Genomic DNA, 19,427 nt, shown 5'->3' on the forward strand with positions numbered 1-19,427 from the left:
GCTTCCCCGCCGTCCCCCCGGAGGACGAGCCCCCCGAAGAGGCCGTCGCGGAGGTCGCGGAAGCCCCGGACCCAGGCACGCCCGAGCCCGCCGACACGGCCGTGGACATCCCCGCCGTGGCGGACAAGCCCGGCCGGGACGCTCCCGCCGCCCCCGAGGAGTCCGCGCCCGACGAGCAGCACGACGAGCAGGCGTCCGCCTTCGAGAAGGCCAGGGCCGCGGAGGACGCGTCCTCGGCCTCCGCGGGCGAGGCCCTCGAACCGGACGCGATCCTGCCGGTCGGCGTCACACCGCCCACCGGCAGCGGACCGTTCCCACACGGCGCGGTGGCCGCCGGTCCCGCGTCCACCGGTCCCGCGTCCACCGGTCCCGCATCCGCCGGCATCGCGTCCGCCGGCACCGCCTCCACCGGCACCGAGGCCGGCGACACGGCGACGACCGCTCCGCAGCCCGCCGTGATCGCGCCCGTGTACCACGTCGAGGGCGGCGTCCCGCTCGACACACCGCCCCCGCCGGGGCAGCCGCCGAAGGACGCGCCCAAGGGCGGCGGGCCCAACCGGCGCAGGCCGCTGCTCATCGGCGGCGGTGCGGCGATCATCCTGGCCGTGGGCGTCGCCCTGTTCACCGTCGGCGGCACCGGCTCGGACTCCGGCCAGAGCGGAGAGGCCACGGCCGTCGAGGCCCCGGCGACGGCACGGTCCACCCCGCCGGCCGCGCCGCCCACGCCGTCCCCGGCCCCCAGCGCCGCCGGGCCGCCGTCGCGGATCGACAGCGAGCGGACCGACCGCACGCCCCTGGCGTTCCGCGACGTGTTCCCCACCGAGACCATCAAACTCGGCGGGCGGACCTACACCCGCGACCGCTGGTCGCTCAACCGCGACCCGTCGTACGCGGCCAGGGGCTCCATGCTGCAGGCCCTCGAACAGGAGAAATGCCGCAAGATCGTCCGCGCGACGTTCATCGACCGGTCGACCTCGCTCGCCGTCACGTCCGGGATCGCGGTGATGCCGACGAAGGACGCCGCGCTCCGGGTGAGCCGGGCCGGCGACCCCGCCCGGTACGAGTGGTTCCGCGGCATGGGCGGCAAGAACACCCCGAACCTCGACCGGGCGGGCGGGTACGCCGCCGCGACGGTCCGCGGCCGGTACGTCGCCTACGCCTATGTGCAGTGGGCGAACGGCCAGGAGGCCCGGCCCGGCGACCCGGTGATCAAGCAGGCGGCCCAGCGGTTCCTGGACTACGACCTCCGCCCGATCGTGGCGCGTGCCCGCCGCTGACCGGGCGCGGCGCGCTCACCGCCCTCCGCGGTCGCCGCCCTGGGGCGTCTCCTGCCGCGGAAGGGCCGCGGGCGTTTCCGCGCCGGCCGCGAAGGTGCTCGCCGCGAGCGTCCGGACGCGGCGCGTCTCCTGGGCGCGCCGCGCCAGGCCGTCGTCGCCGGGGTAGCGGATCTCCTCCAGCGACAGCCCGTGGGCCGGCGCCACGTTCACCGCGGAGTCGCGGACGCGCGCCGCGAGCACCCGCGCGGGCCACTCCACCTCGCGCCGCCCGTCCCCGACCATCAGCAGCGCCCCGACGAGCGCGCGGACCATCGAATGGCAGAACGCGTCCGCCTCCACGGTCGCGAGCACGAGGTGGGGATCGCGGTCGTCGCGGGCCCACTCGTAGCGCAGCAGCTCGCGGATGGTCGTCGCGCCCTCCCGCCTGCGGCAGTACGCGGCGAAGTCGTTCTCCCCCACGAGGCGCCGCGCGGCCTCGTTCATCCGCTGCAGGTCCAGGGGACGCGGATGCCACAGCACGTCGTGGCGGCGCAGCGGCTCCACGCCGAACGGGTTGTCGCACACCCGGTACACGTACCGGCGCGACAGCGCCGAGAACCGCGCGTCGAACCCCTCCGGCGCGACCGACACCCGCCACACCCGCACGTCCGGTGGCAGCAGCCCCGCCAGGCGGCGCGGCATCGTCCCGTTGATCGCCGAGTACGCCGCGACCGGGACCACCAGGTGGGCGACCTGCCCCCGGGCGTGGACGCCGGCGTCCGTGCGGCCGGCGACGGTGAGCATGGGCGGCGGGTCCAGGCGCAGCATGCGGGCCAGCGCGTCCTCGATGACGCCCTGGACGGTGCGCTGGTTCGGTTGCCTCGCCCAGCCCGCGAAATCCGACCCGTCGTAACCGATGTCGAGCCGGAGCCGTACCAGTGCGGTCATGTCAGCCGGTTCGTCCCTCTGCAACGTCGCCGTCCCGTCCCCTTGTGCATGCACGTCGCTGCGCCACTGACCTGACCATGAGATCAAGTCTGGCAAAGATCAAGGCCCGCCGTCCCGGTCGGAACGGCGGGCCCTGACGAATGTCGAGCAAACAAACGCTCGGCCAGGTCAAGCGGCGAATTACTCCTTGTCGCCCGCCGCGGCGTCACCTTCGGCCTCGGTGTCCCCGGCCTTGCTTTCCGCGGCCTTGGTGTCCTCGGCGGGGGTGTCCTCGACCTCGGCCTTGCTGAGGGTGACCTCGCCCTCGGCGGGCAGGTCCTTCTCCTCGACCTTCGGCGCGACCTTGGCGGCCGGCATCGGCTCCTGCACCAGCTCGATCACGGCCATGGGGGCGTTGTCGCCCTTGCGGGGGCCGATCTTGGTGATGCGGGTGTAGCCGCCCGGACGGTCCGCGAAGCTCGGCGCGATCTCGGTGAAGAGCTCGTGCACGACGCCCTTGTCGCGGATCGTCCTCGCCACCAGGCGCCTGTTGTGCAGGTCGCCCTTCTTCGCCTTGGTGATCAGCTTCTCCGCCAGCGGACGCACCCGCCGGGCCTTGGCCTCGGTGGTCGTGATGCGGCCGTGCTCGAACAGCGACGTCGCCAGGTTGGCCAGGATCAGCCGCTGGTGCGCGGGGCTGCCGCCGAAGCGGGTGCCCTTGGTGGGCTTGGGCATGGTGCTTCCTTCCTGCGCCGGCCGTACCAGGTACCGGCGTCAGCTGGGCCCGTACGGCCGGGGGACGCGCCCCCGGCCGCCGGGATCGGTTTCGTCAGTACTGCTCGGTCTCGGCGTAGCTCTGGTCGTCGTCGCCGTAGGCGTCCGCCGCCGCGCTCGGGTCGAACCCGGGCGGGGAGTCCTTGAGCGACAGGCCCATGTCGTTGAGCTTCTGCTTGACCTCTTCGATGGACTTCGCACCGAAGTTCCGGATGTCGAGCAGGTCCTGCTCGGAGCGGGCGACGAGCTCGCCCACCGAGTGGATGCCCTCGCGCTTGAGGCAGTTGTAGGAGCGGACGGTGAGGTTCAGCTCCTCGATCGGCAGGGCGAGGTCCGCGGCGAGCGCGGCGTCCGTCGGCGACGGGCCCATGTCGATGCCCTCGGCCTCGACGTTGAGCTCCCGGGCCAGGCCGAACAGCTCGACGAGGGTCTTGCCTGCGGAGGCCACCGCGTCGCGCGGCAGCATCGCCTGCTTGGTCTCGACGTCCAGGATGAGGCGGTCGAAGTCGGTGCGCTGCTCGACTCGGGTCGCCTCGACCTTGTAGGTGACCTTCAGCACGGGCGAGTAGATGGAGTCGATCGGGATCCGGCCGATCTCCTGGCCCGGCTGCTTGTTCTGCGCGGCCGAGACGTAGCCGCGGCCCCGCTCGACCGTCAGCTCCATCTCCAGCTTGGCCTTGTTGTTCAGCGTGGCGATGTGCAGGTCCGGGTTGTGGACCTCGACGCCCGCCGGCGGCGCGATGTCGGCCGCGGTGACCTCACCGGGGCCCTGCTTGCGCAGGTACATGACGACGGGCTCGTCGTGCTCGGAGGAGACGACGAGCTCCTTCAGGTTCAGGATGATGTCGGTGACATCCTCCTTGACCCCGGGCACGGTGGAGAACTCGTGCAGGACGCCCTCGATGCGGATGCTGGTGACGGCCGCACCGGGGATCGAGGAGAGCAGGGTGCGACGCAGCGAGTTGCCGATCGTGTAGCCGAAGCCCGGCTCCAGCGGCTCGATGGTGAACCGCGACCGGTACTCGTCGACCTGCTCTTCGGTGAGAGTTGGACGCTGAGCGATGAGCATGGTGGTGCCTTCTTTCCGCGGTGCCCGCTATTTGACTACCGCGTCTGTGAGTGTTCCCCGACCCGCCGGGAATCCACGGAACGCGCCGTGGAATCCCGGCGGGGATCGAGCCCCTACTTGGAGTAGAGCTCGACGATCAGCTGCTCCTGGACGGGAGCGTCGATCTGCTGCCGGACCGGCATCGAGTGCACGAAGATCCGCATCTTCTCGCCGTCGACCCCGAGCCACGCCGGGACGGGACGGTCGCCGACCTCGGCCTTGGCGACCTGGAACGGCGTCGACTCCAGCGACTTCGGCTTGACGTCGATGATGTCGGCCTCGCTCACCAGGGCCGACGGGATGTTGACCTTCCTCCCGTTGACCCGGATGTGGCCGTGCCGGATGAGCTGGCGGGCCATGTCGCGGGACTTGGCGAAGCCGCCGCGGTAGACCACGTTGTCGAGCCGGCGCTCCAGGAGGGTGAGCAGGTTGTCGCCCGTCTTGCCCTGCTGGCGGTTCGCCTCGACGTAGTAGTTGTGGAACTGCCGCTCCAGGACGCCGTAGATGCGCCGCGCCTTCTGCTTCTCGCGAAGCTGCAGCAGGTACTCGGTCTCCTTGGGCCGGCCGCGGCCGTGCTCACCCGGAGGGTAGGGACGGATCTCGATCGGGCACTTGGGGCCCTCGCACTTGCTGCCCTTGAGGAACAGCTTCATCTTCTCGCGGCGGCAGAGCTTGCAGTCCGCACCGGTGTAACGAGCCATTGTTCTGTATCTCCCCCGGCCTCAGACCCGACGACGCTTGGGCGGGCGGCAGCCGTTGTGCGGAACGGGCGTGACGTCCTGGATCGAGCCCACCTCGAGGCCGGTCGCCTGCAGCGACCGGATGGCGGTCTCGCGGCCCGAACCCGGGCCCTTCACGAAGACGTCGACCTTGCGCATGCCGTGCTCCATCGCGCGCCGGGCGGCGGCCTCGGCGGCCTGCTGCGCGGCGAACGGGGTGGACTTGCGCGAGCCCTTGAAACCGACGTGGCCCGACGAGGCCCAGGAGATCACGTTGCCGTTGGGGTCGGTGATCGAAACGATCGTGTTGTTGAACGTGCTCTTGATGTGGGCGTGCCCGTGAGCGACGTTCTTCTTTTCCTTGCGGCGCACCTTCTTGGCGCCGACACGGCTCTTAGGAGGCATCTATGCTGCTCTCTCCACTCTGAGGTCATCGACCCGGCGGGCCCGGCGGGCCCGGCGCGGACTACTTCTTGCCGACCTTCTTCTTGCCGGCCACGGTCTTCTTCTTGCCCTTGCGGGTACGCGCGTTGGTCTGCGTGCGCTGACCGTGCACGGGAAGCCCGCGGCGGTGCCGGATGCCCTGGTAGGACCCGATCTCGATCTTGCGGCGGATGTCGGCCTGGACCTCACGGCGCAGGTCGCCTTCGGTCTTGTAGTTCGCCTCGATCCAGTCGCGGAGCTTCACCAGCTCCTCGTCACCGAGCTGGTGCACCCGCAGGTCGGGGCTGACCCCGGTACCCGCGAGGGTTTCCAGCGCCCGCGTCCGGCCGATGCCGAAGATGTAGGTGAGAGCGACCTCCAAGCGCTTTTCGCGCGGGAGGTCGACGCCGAGTAGGCGTGCCATCGTGGGCAGTTCCCTTCATATCGCGGAGGTATGGACGCATCGCGTCCGCACACACCCTGCCCGGGTGGCGGCCCCGGCCTCCTGCGGTCCGAGGGTGGTCCCTCCACACGACGGTGCCGCACGTCCCTCGGGGGGACGTACGGCCATCGGTGCGAAGGCTGCGATGCGCTTGGGTTGTCGTGCGGGCTGTGCGTCAGCCCTGGCGCTGCTTGTGGCGCGGGTCGGAGCAGATCACCATGACCCGGCCGTGCCGGCGGATGACGCGGCACTTGTTGCAGATCTTCTTGACGCTCGGCTTGACCTTCACTGGGTCTCCTAAAGCAGGGTCACCCCCGCGCCGCCACGCGCGGGGAAGGCAACCCCAGTGGGATTGATGGATTCACTTGTACCGGTAGACGATCCGACCGCGCGTGAGGTCGTAGGGGCTCAGCTCCACAACAACGCGGTCGTCCGGCAGGATCCGGATGTAGTGCATCCGCATCTTGCCGCTGATGTGGGCGAGCACCTTGTGCCCGTTGTCGAGCTCCACCCGGAACATGGCGTTCGGGAGTGACTCGATGACGGTGCCCTCGATCTCGATGGCCCCTTCTTTCTTGGGCATGTCCTCCGCGCTTCACTGGTCGGCTCATTGGACTCGGCCCCGGCTCCCGAGGGAGAATCGGCCGCAACCCACCGCCATGACGCGTAAAGCGTCCGGAACAGGGAATCAGGCGGCCGCCGACGGACCGACAAAGGAGTCTACGCCAACCGGTCGCACAATGCGAAATCGACGCATGATACGGGTCGCGAGACCGCTCCCGAGCCAAGCATACCGCGCCCACGCGTTGTACCTTTCGAGGAGAGAGACGCCCGAGGAGGATCAGCATGCCGAGCTATGACTTCGCGCTGATCCTCAGCCGTCCCCTCTACGAGGACGAACTGGACCCGCTGTTCGACCGCACGCACGGCGCGGTCACCGTCTCGATCATCAGCGAGCCCGAGCACGACAGGCGCCCCGGCAACGCGTCCTGCTCCTGGCCGGGCCCCACCCTCGCCGCGGCGATCATGGAGGTCGTCGAGCACGTCGAGGCCAGCGCGCCGGGCGTCCACGCCCTGCAGGTCGAGGCCGACCCGCTGCTGACGATCCGCGACATCGCCGAGCGGGTCGGGCGCTCCCTCGACTCGGTCCGCCACGCGATCACCGGCTCCCGCGGCGTCGCCGGCTTCCCCTCGTCGGAGATGTCGTCCGCCGGCCACCGGCTGTGGCGCTGGTCCAAGATCGCCACCTGGTACGGGATCGACGACCCGCAGCTCATCGAGGCCAAGCCGACCGTCCAGGCGATCAACGGCTGGCTGGCGCTCCGTGACGTGGTCCCCGACATCGCGCCCGCCCCCGAGGAGGTCACCTCGGCGCTGTCCCTGGTGATCCCGCACGTCGCCTGAACGGCGCCCGGGGCGTTCACCAACTGGACGGGCACCACACGGGTTCGGTCTGACAGCGGAGTCGCCGCTCCGGCGGGGACCGGGTCGACAGGCGGGGCGCGGGGCGCGAAGATCGTCTCGGCGCCCCGGGGGTGGGACAGGGGGTGCCGCGGCCACGAGTCCGTGGTGTGCTGGGGCTAGGGGGAGGGGATCGGATGGCGATCATCGCGCAGTTGAGCGATATCCACCTCGCGGCCGGCCGCGACGGTCAGGTGGACGACGGCTCCGGGCCGGTCCGCGCCCTGCGGGCCGCCGTGTCCAGCCTGCTCTCGCTGCCCGCCCGGCCCGACGCCGTCGTCCTCACCGGCGACCTCGCCGACGGGGGCCGGCACGCCGAGTACGCCCGGCTGCACGCGCTGCTGTCCCCGCTGCCGATGCCCGTCTACCCGATGCCCGGCAACCACGACGACCGCGCGGAGATGCGCAAGGTCTTCGACGACCAGCCCGCGTTGACGGCCGGCGGGCTCGCCCCGCACGACCCCCTCCAGTACGCGGTCGACGTGGCGGGCGTCCGGCTCGTCTGCTGCGACACCACCGTCGAGGGGCACCCCCACGGGCACATGAGCGCGGACCGCCTCGCCTGGCTCGACGCCACGCTCGCCGCCGCGCCCGACACGCCGACGATCGTCGCCACCCACCATCCGCCGTTCCCGATCGGGATCCGCTTCATCGACGAGATGCGGTTCATCGATCCCGCCGGGTTCGCGTCCGTGATCTCCAGGCACCGGCAGGTCGTGCGGGTGATCTCCGGGCACGTGCACCGCGGCTCGGTCGGCTCGCTGGCGGGGACCGTCAGCACCACGTGCCCCAGCACCTACCGGCAACTGTTCCTCGACCTGACGCAGCCCGGCCGGGCCGCGGTCACCGGGGAACCGGCGGGGTTCGCCATCCACCTCGTCGAGGAGGACGGCACCGCCACGACGCACTTCGTCCCGACCGGGAACTACCGTCCCCTGATGGACGTGGAGTGACCGCCGCCGTCCGGTCCGTCACCCGTTCCGGCGGCCGCCGAACAGCGTGCCGATGAGGAGCATCGCGCCCCAGGGGCCCGCCACCCAGATCCACCACGGGTACACCCAGCCGCTCGACACGGCGATGATCAGCCAGATCGTGAAGTTGATCGCGCTGACCGACGCCCACGTCGCCCACATCGCCCGATGCTGGGCCACCTCCGGCACCCGCGACGCGGCACTGGCCGCCAGGTCGGTGCTCTTCGGCTGCGACGCGGGGACGGGAAGCTGGTAGAGGTCCTCCTCGGGCAGGTCGGCGGTGACCTGCTGAAGCTGCCCGACGGTCTTGGCCTCGTACACCGCCTCCAGCCGCTCGTGCATCTCGTCCATCGTGATGCGGCCCTCGCCGCAGTGCTCGCGCAGGCTCGCCGCCACCCGGTCGCGCTCGGCGTCCGAGGCCCGGATGTCAGGGTTCGGCGCCATCGTTCCTCCGCTCAGCCAGAAGCTTCACTTCCCATTATGTAGGGACGATTCCGGTGAAAGCCTCTCGCGGAGAGGTCAGTTCGCGCCGCGCGCCGGCGACTCGCCGGAAGCCGTGGCGTACGCCTCGACGCCGAGCCTGGTGAACCACTCCCGGCCCTCGTCGAGGGAGGTCAGGACGCGCGGCCCCGCCGGCGTGACGGCGAACGTGTGCTCGAAGTGCGCCGAGGAGCGCCCGTCGCGCGTGACGACCGTCCAGCCGTCGTCCAGCTCCACGGTGTCCTTCGTGCCGAGGTTCACCATCGGCTCGACCGCGAAGCACATCCCCGGCTCCAGGACGGGCCCGTGCCCCGGCTCGCCGTGGTTGGGGATGAGCGGGTCCATGTGCATCTCCGTCCCGATGCCGTGCCCGCCGTAGCCCTCAACGATGCCGTAGGCGCCCTCAGCGCGAATGTGAGCCTCGATCGCGTGCGACATGTCCGTGAGCCTGGCCCCGGCCCGTCCGGCCGCGAGACCGTGCCACAGGGACGTCTCGGCCACCTCCAGGAGCCGCCGCAGCTCCGCGGTGATCTCCCCCACCGGAACGGTGACCGCCGCGTCGCCGTGCCACCCCTCGACGATCGCGCCGCAGTCGATGGAGATGACGTCGCCGTCCCGCAGCACCTTCCCGCCGTTCGGGATGCCGTGCACGATCTCCTCGTTGACCGACGCGCAGATCGTCCCGGTGAAGCCGTGGTAGCCCTTGAACGACGGCACGCCGCCGTGGTCGCGGATGTGCCGCTCGGCGATCCCGTCCAGGTCCAGGGTGCTGATCCCGGGCCGGACCGCCTCCCGCAGGACCTCAAGGGTCCGGCCGACCAGCAGCCCGGCCGCGCGCATCAGCTCGAGCTGCTCCGCGGTCTTCACCTGGATCGCGGGCCTGCGCCGCTTGAACATCTCTCCCCCGCCCTCACTTCTCCAGCGGGCGCAGGGCGGTCAGGGCGCGCTTGGTGACCTCCTCGACCGGGCCGGTCGCGTCGATGCCGACCAGAATGTTCTCGTCGGCGTAGAACTGCACCAGCGGGGCCGTGTCCTGCTTGTAGACCTCCAGGCGATGCTGGACGACCTCTTCCTTGTCGTCGTCGCGCTGGAACAGGTGCCCGCCGCAGTCGTCGCAGATGTCGTCCTGCTTGTCGTCGAAGTCGACGTGCCAGATCCGGCCGCAGCGGTCGCAGGTGCGCCGGCCCGACAGCCGCCGGACGACCTCGTCCTCGTCGACGACCAGCTCCAGCACGATGTCGAGCCGGGCGTCCCACTCGGCGAGGATCTTCTTCAGCGTCTCGGCCTGGGGCACGTTGCGCGGGAAGCCGTCCAGCAGGAACCCGTCGCGGGCGTCGTCCTCGGCGAGGCGGTCGCGCACCATCGCGATCGTGACCTCGTCGGGCACCAGGTCGCCGCGGTCCATGTACTGCTTGGCCTGCCGGCCGAGCTCGGTGCCGCCGCTGACGTTGGCGCGGAAGATGTCACCTGTCGAAATCTTCGGGATGGACAGATGAGATGCGATGTACTGGGCCTGCGTCCCCTTGCCCGCACCCGGGGGGCCCACCAGGACGATACGCACTACCGCAGGAAACCCTCGTAGTTGCGCTGCTGCAGCTGACTCTCGATCTGCTTCACGGTATCCAGTCCGACGCCGACGATGATGAGGATGCTCGCGCCACCGAAGGGGAACTCCGAGGTCGCGTCCAGGAGTGCGAACGCCACCATCGGGATCAAGGACACGAGCCCCAGGTACACGGCACCGGGTGTGGTGATCCTGGTCAGCACGAAGTCGAGGTATTCGGCGGTCGGCCGGCCAGGGCGGATACCTGGGATGAACCCACCATACTTCTTCATGTTGTCGGCCACTTCAGTGGGGTTGAAGGTGATCGCCACGTAGAAGTAGGTGAAGAAGATGATGAGGCCGAAGTAGGCCGCCATGTGCCAGGCGTTGTCCTGCTGCAGGTACGGCTGGGCCTTCTGCAGCCACTTGGTGTCGGGCCACAGCTGGGTCGCCAGCACGGGCAGGTAGATCAGCGACGAGGCGAAGATGATCGGGATGATGCCGGCCTGGTTGACCTTCAGCGGGATGTAGGTCGAGGTGCCGCCGTACATGCGGCGGCCGACCATCCGCTTGGCGTACTGGACGGGGATGCGCCGCTGGGCCTGCTCGACGAACACGACACCGGCCATGATCGCCAGACCGACGATCAGCACCACCGCGAAGATGAAGCCGCCCTTGGCCTTGAAGATGCTCCAGAACTGGGCGGGGAAGACCGCCACCACCTGCGTGAAGATCAGCAGTGACATGCCGTTGCCGACGCCGCGGTCGGTGATCAGCTCGCCCAGCCACATGATGACGGTCGTGCCGGCCACCATGACGACCACCATCATGATGATGGGGAACATGGTCGTCTCGTAGAGGATGTCGTTGGCGCCGGAGACGCCCTGGAACAGCTGGCCGGTGCTCGCCATCGCGACGATGCCGGTCGCCTGCAGGATCGCCAGCCCGACCGTCAGGTAACGGGTGTACTGGGTGATCTTCGTCGTGCCGGACTGCCCCTCCTTCTTGAGGGCCTCCAGCCGGGGGATCACGACCGTGAGCAACTGGAGAATGATGCTCGCCGTGATGTAGGGCATGATGCCCAGGGCGAAGACCGACAACTGCAGCAGCGCGCCGCCGCTGAACAGGTCGACAAGACCGTAGAGCTGGTTGCTCTCCTTGGCCGCATCGGCGGTCTCTTTCAGCACGCTCACGTTCACGTTCGGCGTCGGGACGATCGACCCGAGCCGGAACACCAGGATGATGAACAACGTGAAGAGCAGCTTTTTACGCAGGTCAGGCGTACGGAAAGCCCGAGCGAACGCGGTCAGCACCATTCCTCCTGCGTGACTGGCGAGTTCATGGCCGCCGAGGGCCGTTACAGGTCCATGAGTCCTGGCGGAGGATACCGGCTGAGAAACCCGAAGTGTGGAATCTCACGCGGAGCACCTCCGCCCGTGTGACTCTAACAGCAGATGACACCGGGGCCGTCCCGCCCGCGGGGAGGACCTCACGGCCCCCGGCGCAAGGCGAGCACGGCCCCGGCATCGAAGGTGTCTCTTTCTACAGCTCGTCGGCGGTTCCACCGGCGGCCGCGATCTTTTCCTTCGCGGCTCCGGAAAAGGCGTGCGCCTTCACCTGAACCGCGACGGAGATGTCGCCGGTGCCGAGGACCTTGACCGGCCGGCCGCGGCGCACCGCGCCCTTGGCCGCCAGGTCCTCCGCCGTGACCTCGCCGCCCTCGGGGTAGAGCGCGGCGAGCTTGTCCAGGTTCACGACCTGGAACTCGACCCGGTTCGGGTTCTTGAAGCCCTTCAGCTTCGGAACCCGGCGGATGAGCGGCATCTGGCCGCCCTCGAAACCGACGGGGACGGTGCCGCGGGCCTTGGTGCCCTTGGTGCCGCGGCCCGCGGTCTTGCCCTTGGACGCCTCGCCGCGGCCCTTGCGGGTCTTGGCACGGTTGGCGCCGGGGGCCGGACGCAGGTCGTGCACCTTGAGCGGCGTGCCGCCCTCGGCGCCCGTTCCCGTGGCGTCGTCCTTCTTACCGAGATCAGCCGCCATGTCAGTCGACCTCCTCGACGGTGACCAGGTGCGCCACCGTCCGGATCATGCCGAGCACCTCGGGGCGGTCCTCGCGGACCACGCTCTGCCCGATCTTCTTCAGGCCGAGGGTGCGCAGCGTGTCACGCTGGTTCTGCTTCTCGCTGATCACCGACTTGGTCTGGGTGATCTTCAAGTTGCTCATGAGCTCGCGACCTCCGGCCTGGGCTCGCTGCCCGCGGCGCGGGCCCGCAGCATCGCCGCGGGGGCGACGTCCTCGATCGGCAGGCCGCGCTTGGCCGCGATCTCCTCGGGACGCTTCAGCGCCTTCAGGCCCGCGATCGTCGCGTGCACGATGTTGATCGCGTTGTCGCTGCCCAGCGACTTGCTCAGCACGTCCTGGATGCCGGCGGCCTCCAGGACCGCGCGCACCGGGCCACCCGCGATCACACCGGTACCGGGGCTCGCCGGACGCAGCAGGACCTCGCCCGCCGCGTCCCGCGCCTGCACCAGGTGCGGGATGGTGCCCTGGATCCGCGGCACCTTGAAGAAGTGCTTCTTGGCCTCCTCGACGCCCTTGGCGATCGCCGCGGGCACCTCCTTGGCCTTGCCGTAGCCGACGCCGACGGTGCCGTTGCCGTCACCGACGATCACCAGGGCGGTGAAGCTGAAGCGCCGCCCGCCCTTGACGACCTTGGCGACACGGTTGATCGCCACGACCTTCTCGATGTACGACTGGCCCTTGTCGGCGCCACCGCGGCGGTCGTCGCGGCGATCGCGACGGTCGCCACCCTGACCGCCACCACGCCTCTGCGCTGCCATCAGTGGTTCCTCTCGTTTGCCTTGTCCCGGGCGGCCATCAGACTTCGAGGCCCCCTTCGCGCGCACCCTCCGCGACGGCGGCGATGCGGCCGTGGTACTTGTTGCCGCCGCGGTCGAACACCACCGCGGAGACACCGGCGTCCTGCGCCCGCCGGGCGATCAGCTCGCCGACCTTGCGGGACTTGGCCGTCTTGTCGCCGGAGTCGGCGCGCAGGTCCGCCTCCATCGTCGACGCGCTGGCCAGCGTGTGGCCCTTGTCGTCGTCGATGACCTGGACGAACACGTGCTTGCTGGAGCGGGTCACGACCAGGCGAGGCCGCGCGGCACTGCCGAGGACCTTCTTGCGGACCCGCAGGTGCCGGCGCCTGCGCGAGAGCGCACGCCGGGTCGTGGCCTTGCCGGCGAGGGTCTTCGTGCCTGCCATGCCTACTTACCAGCCTTTCCGACCTTGCGGCGGATGTACTCACCCTCGTACCGCACGCCCTTGCCCTTGTACGGGTCCGGCTTGCGCAGCTTGCGGATGTTGGCGGCGACCTCGCCGACCTTCTGCTTGTCGATGCCCTCGACGACCAGCTGGGTCGGCCGCTCCACCGTGAAGGAGATGCCCTCCGGCGGCTCGACGAGGATCGGGTGGCTGTACCCGAGCGAGAACTCCAGGTTCTTGCCCTTGGCCGCCACACGGTAGCCGACACCCTGGATGACCAGGGTCTTCTTGTAGCCGTCGGTGACCCCGACGACCATGTTGTTGAGCAGGGTGCGGGTGAGCCCGTGCAGGCCGCGCACCTTGTTGAGGTCGTTCGGGCGGCTCACGGTCAGCGTGCCGTCCTCAAGCCGCACCTCGATGGGCTCGGCGACGGTGTGCGACAGCGTGCCCTTCGGCCCCTTGACGGTGACCTCGCGGCCGTCGATGTTGACCTCGACACCGCCGGGGACGGTGATGGGGTTACGTCCGATTCGAGACATTGCGAAACCCTCCCCTCACCACACGTAGGCGAGGACTTCGCCGCCCACGCCGCGCTTGCCCGCCTGCCGGTCGGTCATCAGGCCGGAGGACGTCGAGATGATCGCGACGCCCAGTCCGCCGAGGACCTTGGGCAGGTTGTCCTTCTTCGCGTACACGCGCAGACCCGGCTTCGAGACGCGCTTGATGCCGGCGATCGAACGCTCGCGGGTCGGGCCGAACTTCAGCTCGATCAGGAGCTTCTTGCCGACCTCGGCGTCCTCCACGGTCCAGCCCGTGATGTAGCCCTCCTGCTGGAGGATCTCGGCGATGTGCGCCTTGATCTTCGAGTACGGCATGGCCACGCTGTCGTGGTACGCCGAATTCGCGTTCCGCAGACGCGTCAGCATGTCTGCGATCGGGTCGGTCATCGTCATGGCCTGCTGGCCCTCCTCGCCGCGGTTTCCTCGGGTTGATGCGGCCCGTGGACCTTCGGCGCGGTCATGGGCACCCTCACGGGTGCCCGATCGGTCATTACTGGCCGGAGCCCGCCCCCGGGGCGTCGTTCCCCCGGGTGGGCGGTCACCAGCTGGACTTCGTGATGCCGGGCAGCTCGCCGCGGTGGGCCATCTCCCGGAAGCACACGCGGCACAGGCCGAACTTCCGGTAGACGGAGCGCGGACGCCCGCAGCGCGAGCACCGAGTGTACGCGCGCACGCCGAACTTCGGCTTCCGCGCCGCCTTGGCGATCAGCGACTTCTTCGCCATATGCTCCTCGCTCAGCTTTCCTTGAAGGGGAAGCCCAGGAGCTTGAGCAGCGCCCGGCCCTCGTCGTCGTTCTTCGCGGTCGTCACGACCGTGATGTCCATGCCCCGCTGGCGGTCGACCTTGTCCGGGTCGACCTCGTGGAACATGACCTGCTCGGTCAGCCCGAAGGTGTAGTTGCCGTTGCCGTCGAACTGCTTCGGCGACAGGCCGCGGAAGTCACGGATGCGGGGCAGCGCCGTCGACAGCAGCCGGTCCAGGAACTCCCACATCCGGTCGCCGCGCAGCGTGGCGTGCGCGCCGATCGGCATGCCCTCGCGCAGCTTGAACTGCGCGATGGACTTCTTGGCCCGGTTGACGGCCGGCTTCTGGCCGGTGATCAGCGTCAGGTCGCGGATCGCGCCCTCGATCAGCTTGGCGTCCTTCGCCGCGTCGCCGACGCCCATGTTGACCACGATCTTGGTCAGCGTGGGGATCTGCATGACGTTGGCGTAGCCGAACTGCTCGCGCATCTGCCCCGCGATCTCCTCGCGGTAGCGGAGCTTGAGCCGCGGCTTCGGAACGGGACGTTCGGTGACGGTGTCGGTCATCGGTCTAGATCTCCTTACCGCTACGGCGCGAGATCCGAACCTTCGTGCCGTCCTCGTTGATGCGGTAACCGACCCGTACCGGCTTGCCGTCCTCGACGATGGCGACGTTGCTGACGTGCAGCGGCGCCTCCATCGTGACGCGGCCGCTGTCCTGTCCGGCACGCTGCTGGTCGGCCTTGATGTTCTTGGTCATGAGGTTGACGCCCTCGACGACCACGCGCTCACGGCGCGGGTAGACGCGCAGGACCTTGCCCGTCGCGCCCTTGTCCTTGCCGGCGAGGACGATGACCTCGTCGCCCTTGCGGATCTTCATCAGAGCACCTCCGGCGCGAGCGAGATGATGCGCATGAACTTCTTCTCGCGCAGTTCACGGCCCACCGGGCCGAAGATTCGGGTGCCGCGGGGGTCCCCGCCGTCCTTGATGAGCACGGCGGCGTTCTCGTCGAAGCGGATGTAGGAGCCGTCGGGGCGCCGGCGCTCCTTGCGGGTGCGCACGACGACGGCCTTGACGATGTCACCCTTCTTCACGCCCGCGGCGGGAAGGGCGTCCTTCACCGTCGCGACGATGATGTCGCCGACTCCCGCGTAGCGCCTACCCGAGCCGCCGAGAACCCGGATGCAGAGGATCTCCTTCGCACCCGTGTTGTCGGCGACCTTGAGTCGCGACTCCTGCTGGATCACGTTGACTCCTGTTCGTCACACCGGTTCTGATCGCCCGCCCGCGGCGGGCGATCAGCCTGGTGGAACCAGTAATTACTTGGCCTTCTCGAGGATCTCGACCACGCGCCACCGCTTGGTGGCCGACAGGGGCCGGGTCTCCATGAGACGGACGCGGTCGCCGACGCCACACTCGTTGGCCTCGTCGTGCGCCTTGTAGTTCTTCGTGCGGCGGATCACCTTGTGGTACCTGCGGTGGGTGACGCGGTCCTCGACGGACACGACCACGGTCTTGTCCATCTTGTCGCTGACCACGAGCCCTTCGAGGACCTTGCGGCTGGGCCGCTTGTCGGTCTGCGTCGTCTGCTCGGTCATTCGTTGTCCTCCGCGGCGTCCTCGTCGACCGTGACGATGCCGAGCTCGCGCTCCCGCATCACGGTGTAGATGCGGGCGATCTCGCGCTTCACGGTGCGCAGCCGCCCGTGGCTCTCAAGCTGGCCGGTGGCGGCCTGGAAGCGGAGGTTGAACAGCTCCTCCTTGGCCTCCTTGAGCTTGGTGACCAGGACGTCCTCGGGCTCGGTCCGCAGGTCGTCGGCGGTCAGTCCCTTGGCCATCAGCCCTCACCCACTTCCCGCTTAACGATCTTGCAGCCCAATGAGCACAGCATCGGGAGCTTGTGAAGCTTGAACATCAGCCTTCACCGACTTCCCGCTTAACGATCTTGCACTTCATCGGGAGCTTGTGGATCGCGCGCATGAGGGCCGCGCGAGCGACCTCTTCGTTGGGGTACGACAGCTCGAACATCACGCGTCCGGGCTTGACGTTGGCCACCCACCACTCGACCGAGCCCTTACCGGAGCCCATGCGGGTCTCGGCGGGCTTCTTGGTCAGCGGCCGGTCCGGGAAGATGTTGATCCAGACCTTGCCGCCGCGCTTGATGTGCCGGGTCATCGCGATACGCGCGGCCTCGATCTGCCGGTTGGTCACGTACGCGCCCTCGATGGCCTGGATCCCGTACTCACCGAACGTGACCCTGGTGCCGCCCTTGGCCATGCCCCTGCGCTTCGGGTGGTGCTGCTTGCGGTGCTTGACCTTGCGAGGGATCAGCATGGGTTATTCAGCTCCCCTCACCCTGCGGAGCAGTCTCGGCCGTCTGCGCCGGCTGCTCGGAACTCTGCTGCTGCTGCTTCGGCGCGCCACCGCGCTCGCCGCCGCCACCGCCGCGCTCGCCGCCACGACCGCCGCGGCCGCCGCGGCCACCGCCGCCGCCACCGCGGCGTTCACCGCGGCGCTCCCGGCCGCCACCGCCGCCGGCGGCGCGCTGCTGCGCGGCCTGCTGCTCGCGCTCGGCGCGGGTCGACGCGGCCTCGCCCTTGTAGATCCACACCTTGACGCCGATGCGGCCGAACGTCGTCCGGGCCTCGTAGAAGCCGTAGTCGATGTCGGCGCGCAGCGTGTGCAGCGGGACCTGGCCCTCGCGGTAGAACTCCGACCGCGACATCTCGGCGCCGCCGAGCCGGCCGCCGCACTGCACCTTGATGCCCTTGGCGCCCGACTTCATCGCCGACTGGATCGCCTTGCGCATGGCGCGGCGGAACGCGACCCGGCTGGACAGCTGCTCGGCCACGCCCTGCGCGACGAGCTGCGCGTCGATCTCGGGGTTCTTCACCTCGAGGATGTTCAGCCGGACCTGCTTGCCGGTCAGCTTCTCCAGGTCGCCGCGGAGGCGCTCGGCCTCCGCGCCGCGGCGGCCGATGACGATGCCCGGCCGGGCGGTGTGGATGTTGACCTCGACACGGTCACGGGTCCGCTCGATCTCCACCTTGGAGATGCCCGCCCGGTCCATGCCCTTCTGCAGCATGCGCCGGATCTGGACGTCTTCCTTGACGTAGTCCTTGTAGAGCTTGTCGGCGAACCACACGGACTTGTGGTCGGTGGTGATGCCGAGCCGGAACCCGTGCGGGTTGATCTTCTGACCCACTACCGGGCCCTCCTCGTCTTCTTACCGCCGCCGGCCGTCGACGCAGCTTCATCGCGCGACTCCACGACCACGGTGATGTGGCTCGTGCGCTTGTTGATGCGGTAGGCCCGGCCCTGGGCGCGGGGACGGAAACGCTTGAGCGTCGGCCCCTCGTCCACCCACGCACGGCTCACGACGAGCGTGTCCGAGTCGAGCTTGAAGTTGTGCTCGGCGTTGGCGATGGCACTCGCCAGCACCTTGCCCACCGGCTCACTCGCGGCCTGGGGGGCGAACCGCAGCACCGCCTGTGCCTCCGCGGCTGGCAGGCCGCGGATGAGGTCCACCACGCGGCGGGCCTTCATGGGCGTGACGCGGACGAACCGCGCCTGGGCCCTGGCTTCCATCGCTGTTCCCTCTCTCCGTACGATCTACTGCTCAGCCGCGCCTGCTGCGGCGGTCTTCCTTCACATGGCTGCGGAACGTGCGCGTCGGCGCGAACTCGCCGAGCTTGTGCCCCACCATCGCGTCGGTGATGAACACCGGGACGTGCTTGCGGCCGTCGTGCACGGCGATCGTGTGACCGATCATGTCCGGCACGATCATGGAGCGCCGCGACCACGTCTTGATGACGTTCTTGGTGCCCTTCTCGTTCTGGGCGTCCACCTTCTTCATCAGGTGGTCGTCCACGAACGGGCCCTTCTTAAGGCTACGTGGCATGACGAGCGACTCCTACCGCTTCTTCTTGCTGCGACGACGGACGATCAGCCGGTCGCTCGACTTGTTCGCCTGTCGAGTGCGGCCTTCCTTCTTACCGGCCGGGTTCACCGGGTGCCGGCCGCCTGAGGTCTTGCCCTCACCACCACCGTGCGGGTGGTCGATCGGGTTCATGGCCACGCCGCGGACGGTCGGGCGCTTGCCCTTCCACCGCATGCGGCCGGCCTTGCCCCAGCTGATGTTCGACTGCTCGGCGTTGCCGACCTCGCCGACCGTCGCGCGGCACCGCACGTCCACCATCCGCATCTCGCCGGACGGCATGCGCAGCGTGGCGTACTTGCCCTCCTTGGCCAGCAGCTGGACGCCGGCGCCCGCACTGCGGGCGATCTTGGCGCCGCCGCCGGGCCGGAGCTCGATGGCGTGGATGACGGTACCGGTCGGGATGTTGCGCAGCGGCAGGCAGTTGCCCGGCTTGATGTCGGCGCCCGGCCCGTTCTCGACGCGGTCGCCCTGCTTGAGGTTGCGGGGAGCGAGGATGTAGCGCTTCTCGCCGTCCACGTAGTGCAGCAGTGCGATCCGCGCGGTGCGGTTCGGGTCGTACTCGATGTGCGCGACCTTCGCCGGGACGCCGTCCTTGTCGTGCCTGCGGAAGTCGATCACGCGGTAGGCGCGCTTGTGCCCGCCGCCCTGGTGCCGGGTCGTGATGCGGCCGTGGTTGTTGCGGCCGCCCTTCTTGGGGAGCGGACGCAGCAGCGACTTCTCCGGCTCGCTGCGCGTGATCTCGACGAAGTCGGCCACGCTGGAGCCGCGACGACCCGGGGTCGTCGGCTTGTAGTTACGGATGCCCATCTTATTC

Annotated in this window: 31 protein-coding genes and 1 pseudogene; 3 read left to right on the top strand and 29 right to left on the bottom strand. The window is 69.4% G+C overall.

Annotated elements, in window-relative coordinates; translation table 11 throughout:
• Positions 1–1,277, top strand: a pseudogene (locus E1289_RS38340) (hypothetical protein); the annotation flags it as partial.
• A 15-nt stretch (positions 1,278–1,292) separates the two neighbouring features.
• Here E1289_RS38340 and truA read toward each other — a convergent pair.
• The 8 genes from truA to infA all read right to left on the bottom strand — a co-directional run bounded on the left by truA (position 1,293) and on the right by infA (position 6,232).
• Positions 1,293–2,204, bottom strand: coding sequence for a tRNA pseudouridine(38-40) synthase TruA (gene truA / locus E1289_RS23870; RefSeq protein WP_207929115.1), 912 nt, complete (start codon positions 2,202–2,204; stop codon positions 1,293–1,295).
• A 180-nt stretch (positions 2,205–2,384) separates the two neighbouring features.
• A complete protein-coding gene (gene rplQ / locus E1289_RS23875) occupies positions 2,385–2,918 on the bottom strand; it encodes a 50S ribosomal protein L17 (RefSeq protein ID WP_131983831.1) in 534 nt (177 codons plus the stop codon).
• Positions 2,919–3,012: 94 nt separating this feature from the next.
• On the bottom strand, positions 3,013–4,026 hold the full coding sequence (locus E1289_RS23880) for a DNA-directed RNA polymerase subunit alpha (RefSeq protein WP_131950911.1): 1,014 nt from the start codon (positions 4,024–4,026) through the stop codon (positions 3,013–3,015).
• 113 nt (positions 4,027–4,139) lie between these two features.
• On the bottom strand, positions 4,140–4,766 hold the full coding sequence (gene rpsD / locus E1289_RS23885) for a 30S ribosomal protein S4 (RefSeq protein ID WP_131983833.1): 627 nt from the start codon (positions 4,764–4,766) through the stop codon (positions 4,140–4,142).
• Between the two features lie 21 nt (positions 4,767–4,787).
• Complete coding sequence (gene rpsK / locus E1289_RS23890; RefSeq protein WP_021596710.1) at positions 4,788–5,189, bottom strand: 30S ribosomal protein S11; 402 nt, start codon at positions 5,187–5,189, stop codon at positions 4,788–4,790.
• 61 nt (positions 5,190–5,250) lie between these two features.
• Positions 5,251–5,631, bottom strand: a complete 381-nt coding sequence (gene rpsM / locus E1289_RS23895) for a 30S ribosomal protein S13 (protein WP_131983835.1) — start codon at positions 5,629–5,631, stop codon at positions 5,251–5,253.
• Positions 5,632–5,824: 193 nt separating this feature from the next.
• A complete protein-coding gene (gene rpmJ / locus E1289_RS23900) occupies positions 5,825–5,938 on the bottom strand; it encodes a 50S ribosomal protein L36 (protein WP_021596712.1) in 114 nt (37 codons plus the stop codon).
• A 72-nt stretch (positions 5,939–6,010) separates the two neighbouring features.
• Complete coding sequence (gene infA, locus E1289_RS23905; protein WP_018657567.1) at positions 6,011–6,232, bottom strand: translation initiation factor IF-1; 222 nt, start codon at positions 6,230–6,232, stop codon at positions 6,011–6,013.
• A 263-nt stretch (positions 6,233–6,495) separates the two neighbouring features.
• Here infA and E1289_RS23910 point away from each other — a divergent pair, with 263 nt between their 5' ends.
• Both E1289_RS23910 and E1289_RS23915 read left to right on the top strand, forming a co-directional pair.
• On the top strand, positions 6,496–7,053 hold the full coding sequence (locus E1289_RS23910) for a hypothetical protein (RefSeq protein WP_131983837.1): 558 nt from the start codon (positions 6,496–6,498) through the stop codon (positions 7,051–7,053).
• A gap of 194 nt (positions 7,054–7,247) precedes the next feature.
• Complete coding sequence (locus E1289_RS23915; protein ID WP_131983839.1) at positions 7,248–8,063, top strand: phosphodiesterase; 816 nt, start codon at positions 7,248–7,250, stop codon at positions 8,061–8,063.
• Between the two features lie 18 nt (positions 8,064–8,081).
• Here the strand turns inward: E1289_RS23915 and E1289_RS23920 are convergent, their stop codons facing one another.
• The 21 genes from E1289_RS23920 to rplB all read right to left on the bottom strand — a co-directional run bounded on the left by E1289_RS23920 (position 8,082) and on the right by rplB (position 19,420).
• Positions 8,082–8,525, bottom strand: a complete 444-nt coding sequence (locus E1289_RS23920; RefSeq protein ID WP_131983841.1) for a DUF1707 domain-containing protein — start codon at positions 8,523–8,525, stop codon at positions 8,082–8,084.
• A gap of 75 nt (positions 8,526–8,600) precedes the next feature.
• Positions 8,601–9,458 (bottom strand): type I methionyl aminopeptidase, encoded by an 858-nt coding sequence (gene map, locus E1289_RS23925; RefSeq protein ID WP_131983843.1) that lies wholly within the window; start codon positions 9,456–9,458, stop codon positions 8,601–8,603.
• Between the two features lie 13 nt (positions 9,459–9,471).
• On the bottom strand, positions 9,472–10,122 hold the full coding sequence (locus E1289_RS23930) for an adenylate kinase (RefSeq protein ID WP_131983845.1): 651 nt from the start codon (positions 10,120–10,122) through the stop codon (positions 9,472–9,474).
• On the bottom strand, positions 10,122–11,417 hold the full coding sequence (gene secY / locus E1289_RS23935) for a preprotein translocase subunit SecY (protein ID WP_131983881.1): 1,296 nt from the start codon (positions 11,415–11,417) through the stop codon (positions 10,122–10,124). Before secY ends, E1289_RS23930 begins: the two co-directional genes overlap by 1 nt.
• A gap of 229 nt (positions 11,418–11,646) precedes the next feature.
• Entirely contained in the window at positions 11,647–12,144 is a 498-nt protein-coding gene (gene rplO / locus E1289_RS23940; protein WP_131983847.1) for a 50S ribosomal protein L15, read from the bottom strand.
• A gap of 1 nt (position 12,145) precedes the next feature.
• Positions 12,146–12,328, bottom strand: a complete 183-nt coding sequence (rpmD, locus tag E1289_RS23945) for a 50S ribosomal protein L30 (RefSeq protein ID WP_021596720.1) — start codon at positions 12,326–12,328, stop codon at positions 12,146–12,148.
• Positions 12,325–12,948, bottom strand: coding sequence for a 30S ribosomal protein S5 (gene rpsE, locus E1289_RS23950; RefSeq protein ID WP_131952947.1), 624 nt, complete (start codon positions 12,946–12,948; stop codon positions 12,325–12,327). Before rpsE ends, rpmD begins: the two co-directional genes overlap by 4 nt.
• A gap of 34 nt (positions 12,949–12,982) precedes the next feature.
• A complete protein-coding gene (rplR, locus tag E1289_RS23955) occupies positions 12,983–13,369 on the bottom strand; it encodes a 50S ribosomal protein L18 (protein WP_131983849.1) in 387 nt (128 codons plus the stop codon).
• A 2-nt stretch (positions 13,370–13,371) separates the two neighbouring features.
• Positions 13,372–13,908 (bottom strand): 50S ribosomal protein L6, encoded by a 537-nt coding sequence (gene rplF, locus E1289_RS23960; RefSeq protein WP_131983851.1) that lies wholly within the window; start codon positions 13,906–13,908, stop codon positions 13,372–13,374.
• Between the two features lie 15 nt (positions 13,909–13,923).
• Positions 13,924–14,322, bottom strand: coding sequence for a 30S ribosomal protein S8 (gene rpsH / locus E1289_RS23965; protein ID WP_131983853.1), 399 nt, complete (start codon positions 14,320–14,322; stop codon positions 13,924–13,926).
• A 145-nt stretch (positions 14,323–14,467) separates the two neighbouring features.
• Positions 14,468–14,653, bottom strand: coding sequence for a type Z 30S ribosomal protein S14 (locus E1289_RS23970; RefSeq protein WP_018657585.1), 186 nt, complete (start codon positions 14,651–14,653; stop codon positions 14,468–14,470).
• 11 nt (positions 14,654–14,664) lie between these two features.
• Complete coding sequence (rplE, locus tag E1289_RS23975) at positions 14,665–15,240, bottom strand: 50S ribosomal protein L5 (protein ID WP_131983855.1); 576 nt, start codon at positions 15,238–15,240, stop codon at positions 14,665–14,667.
• A 4-nt stretch (positions 15,241–15,244) separates the two neighbouring features.
• Positions 15,245–15,553: a 50S ribosomal protein L24 gene (rplX, locus tag E1289_RS23980; RefSeq protein WP_131983857.1), complete on the bottom strand. Its 309-nt coding sequence runs from the start codon at positions 15,551–15,553 to the stop codon at positions 15,245–15,247.
• The gene (gene rplN, locus E1289_RS23985; RefSeq protein ID WP_131952936.1) at positions 15,553–15,921 is read right to left on the bottom strand and encodes a 50S ribosomal protein L14; all 369 of its coding nucleotides are present in this window, start codon (positions 15,919–15,921) and stop codon (positions 15,553–15,555) included. Before rplN ends, rplX begins: the two co-directional genes overlap by 1 nt.
• Before the next feature lie 72 nt (positions 15,922–15,993).
• On the bottom strand, positions 15,994–16,272 hold the full coding sequence (rpsQ, locus tag E1289_RS23990; protein ID WP_131983859.1) for a 30S ribosomal protein S17: 279 nt from the start codon (positions 16,270–16,272) through the stop codon (positions 15,994–15,996).
• Positions 16,269–16,511 (bottom strand): 50S ribosomal protein L29, encoded by a 243-nt coding sequence (gene rpmC, locus E1289_RS23995; protein ID WP_131983861.1) that lies wholly within the window; start codon positions 16,509–16,511, stop codon positions 16,269–16,271. The genes rpsQ and rpmC overlap by 4 nt, the downstream gene beginning before the upstream one ends.
• 76 nt (positions 16,512–16,587) lie before the next feature.
• Positions 16,588–17,007, bottom strand: coding sequence for a 50S ribosomal protein L16 (rplP, locus tag E1289_RS24000; RefSeq protein WP_131952933.1), 420 nt, complete (start codon positions 17,005–17,007; stop codon positions 16,588–16,590).
• 7 nt (positions 17,008–17,014) lie between these two features.
• Complete coding sequence (gene rpsC / locus E1289_RS24005; protein WP_131983863.1) at positions 17,015–17,878, bottom strand: 30S ribosomal protein S3; 864 nt, start codon at positions 17,876–17,878, stop codon at positions 17,015–17,017.
• Complete coding sequence (gene rplV, locus E1289_RS24010) at positions 17,878–18,261, bottom strand: 50S ribosomal protein L22 (RefSeq protein WP_131983865.1); 384 nt, start codon at positions 18,259–18,261, stop codon at positions 17,878–17,880. The genes rpsC and rplV overlap by 1 nt, the downstream gene beginning before the upstream one ends.
• Before the next feature lie 31 nt (positions 18,262–18,292).
• The gene (gene rpsS, locus E1289_RS24015) at positions 18,293–18,574 is read right to left on the bottom strand and encodes a 30S ribosomal protein S19 (RefSeq protein WP_067889244.1); all 282 of its coding nucleotides are present in this window, start codon (positions 18,572–18,574) and stop codon (positions 18,293–18,295) included.
• Positions 18,575–18,586: 12 nt separating this feature from the next.
• On the bottom strand, positions 18,587–19,420 hold the full coding sequence (gene rplB / locus E1289_RS24020; protein WP_131983867.1) for a 50S ribosomal protein L2: 834 nt from the start codon (positions 19,418–19,420) through the stop codon (positions 18,587–18,589).
• Positions 19,421–19,427 lie beyond the last annotated feature (7 nt).

It is taken from the genome of Actinomadura sp. 6K520 (assembly GCF_004349245.1).
Lineage (GTDB): Bacteria > Actinomycetota > Actinomycetes > Streptosporangiales > Streptosporangiaceae > Spirillospora.

Coding starts and splice junctions, on each gene's coding strand:
- rpsS (WP_067889244.1), bottom strand. CDS start 18,574: ATGCCACGTAGCCTTAAGAAGGGCCCGTTCGTGGACGACCACCTGATG.
- rplB (WP_131983867.1), bottom strand. CDS start 19,420: ATGGGCATCCGTAACTACAAGCCGACGACCCCGGGTCGTCGCGGCTCC.
- E1289_RS23915 (WP_131983839.1), top strand. CDS start 7,248: ATGGCGATCATCGCGCAGTTGAGCGATATCCACCTCGCGGCCGGCCGC.
- rpsQ (WP_131983859.1), bottom strand. CDS start 16,272: ATGACCGAGCAGACGACGCAGACCGACAAGCGGCCCAGCCGCAAGGTC.
- E1289_RS23880 (WP_131950911.1), bottom strand. CDS start 4,026: ATGCTCATCGCTCAGCGTCCAACTCTCACCGAAGAGCAGGTCGACGAG.
- rpsH (WP_131983853.1), bottom strand. CDS start 14,322: ATGACGATGACCGACCCGATCGCAGACATGCTGACGCGTCTGCGGAAC.
- truA (WP_207929115.1), bottom strand. CDS start 2,204: ATGACCGCACTGGTACGGCTCCGGCTCGACATCGGTTACGACGGGTCG.
- rplR (WP_131983849.1), bottom strand. CDS start 13,369: ATGGCAGGCACGAAGACCCTCGCCGGCAAGGCCACGACCCGGCGTGCG.
- rpmD (WP_021596720.1), bottom strand. CDS start 12,328: ATGAGCAACTTGAAGATCACCCAGACCAAGTCGGTGATCAGCGAGAAG.
- rplP (WP_131952933.1), bottom strand. CDS start 17,007: ATGCTGATCCCTCGCAAGGTCAAGCACCGCAAGCAGCACCACCCGAAG.
- E1289_RS23910 (WP_131983837.1), top strand. CDS start 6,496: ATGCCGAGCTATGACTTCGCGCTGATCCTCAGCCGTCCCCTCTACGAG.
- map (WP_131983843.1), bottom strand. CDS start 9,458: ATGTTCAAGCGGCGCAGGCCCGCGATCCAGGTGAAGACCGCGGAGCAG.
- rpsK (WP_021596710.1), bottom strand. CDS start 5,189: ATGCCTCCTAAGAGCCGTGTCGGCGCCAAGAAGGTGCGCCGCAAGGAA.
- E1289_RS23920 (WP_131983841.1), bottom strand. CDS start 8,525: ATGGCGCCGAACCCTGACATCCGGGCCTCGGACGCCGAGCGCGACCGG.
- rpsM (WP_131983835.1), bottom strand. CDS start 5,631: ATGGCACGCCTACTCGGCGTCGACCTCCCGCGCGAAAAGCGCTTGGAG.
- infA (WP_018657567.1), bottom strand. CDS start 6,232: ATGCCCAAGAAAGAAGGGGCCATCGAGATCGAGGGCACCGTCATCGAG.
- rpmC (WP_131983861.1), bottom strand. CDS start 16,511: ATGGCCAAGGGACTGACCGCCGACGACCTGCGGACCGAGCCCGAGGAC.
- rplF (WP_131983851.1), bottom strand. CDS start 13,908: ATGTCTCGAATCGGACGTAACCCCATCACCGTCCCCGGCGGTGTCGAG.
- rplQ (WP_131983831.1), bottom strand. CDS start 2,918: ATGCCCAAGCCCACCAAGGGCACCCGCTTCGGCGGCAGCCCCGCGCAC.
- rplV (WP_131983865.1), bottom strand. CDS start 18,261: ATGGAAGCCAGGGCCCAGGCGCGGTTCGTCCGCGTCACGCCCATGAAG.
- E1289_RS23970 (WP_018657585.1), bottom strand. CDS start 14,653: ATGGCGAAGAAGTCGCTGATCGCCAAGGCGGCGCGGAAGCCGAAGTTC.
- rplO (WP_131983847.1), bottom strand. CDS start 12,144: ATGGCGGCTGATCTCGGTAAGAAGGACGACGCCACGGGAACGGGCGCC.
- rplE (WP_131983855.1), bottom strand. CDS start 15,240: ATGACCGACACCGTCACCGAACGTCCCGTTCCGAAGCCGCGGCTCAAG.
- rplX (WP_131983857.1), bottom strand. CDS start 15,553: ATGAAGATCCGCAAGGGCGACGAGGTCATCGTCCTCGCCGGCAAGGAC.
- rpsD (WP_131983833.1), bottom strand. CDS start 4,766: ATGGCTCGTTACACCGGTGCGGACTGCAAGCTCTGCCGCCGCGAGAAG.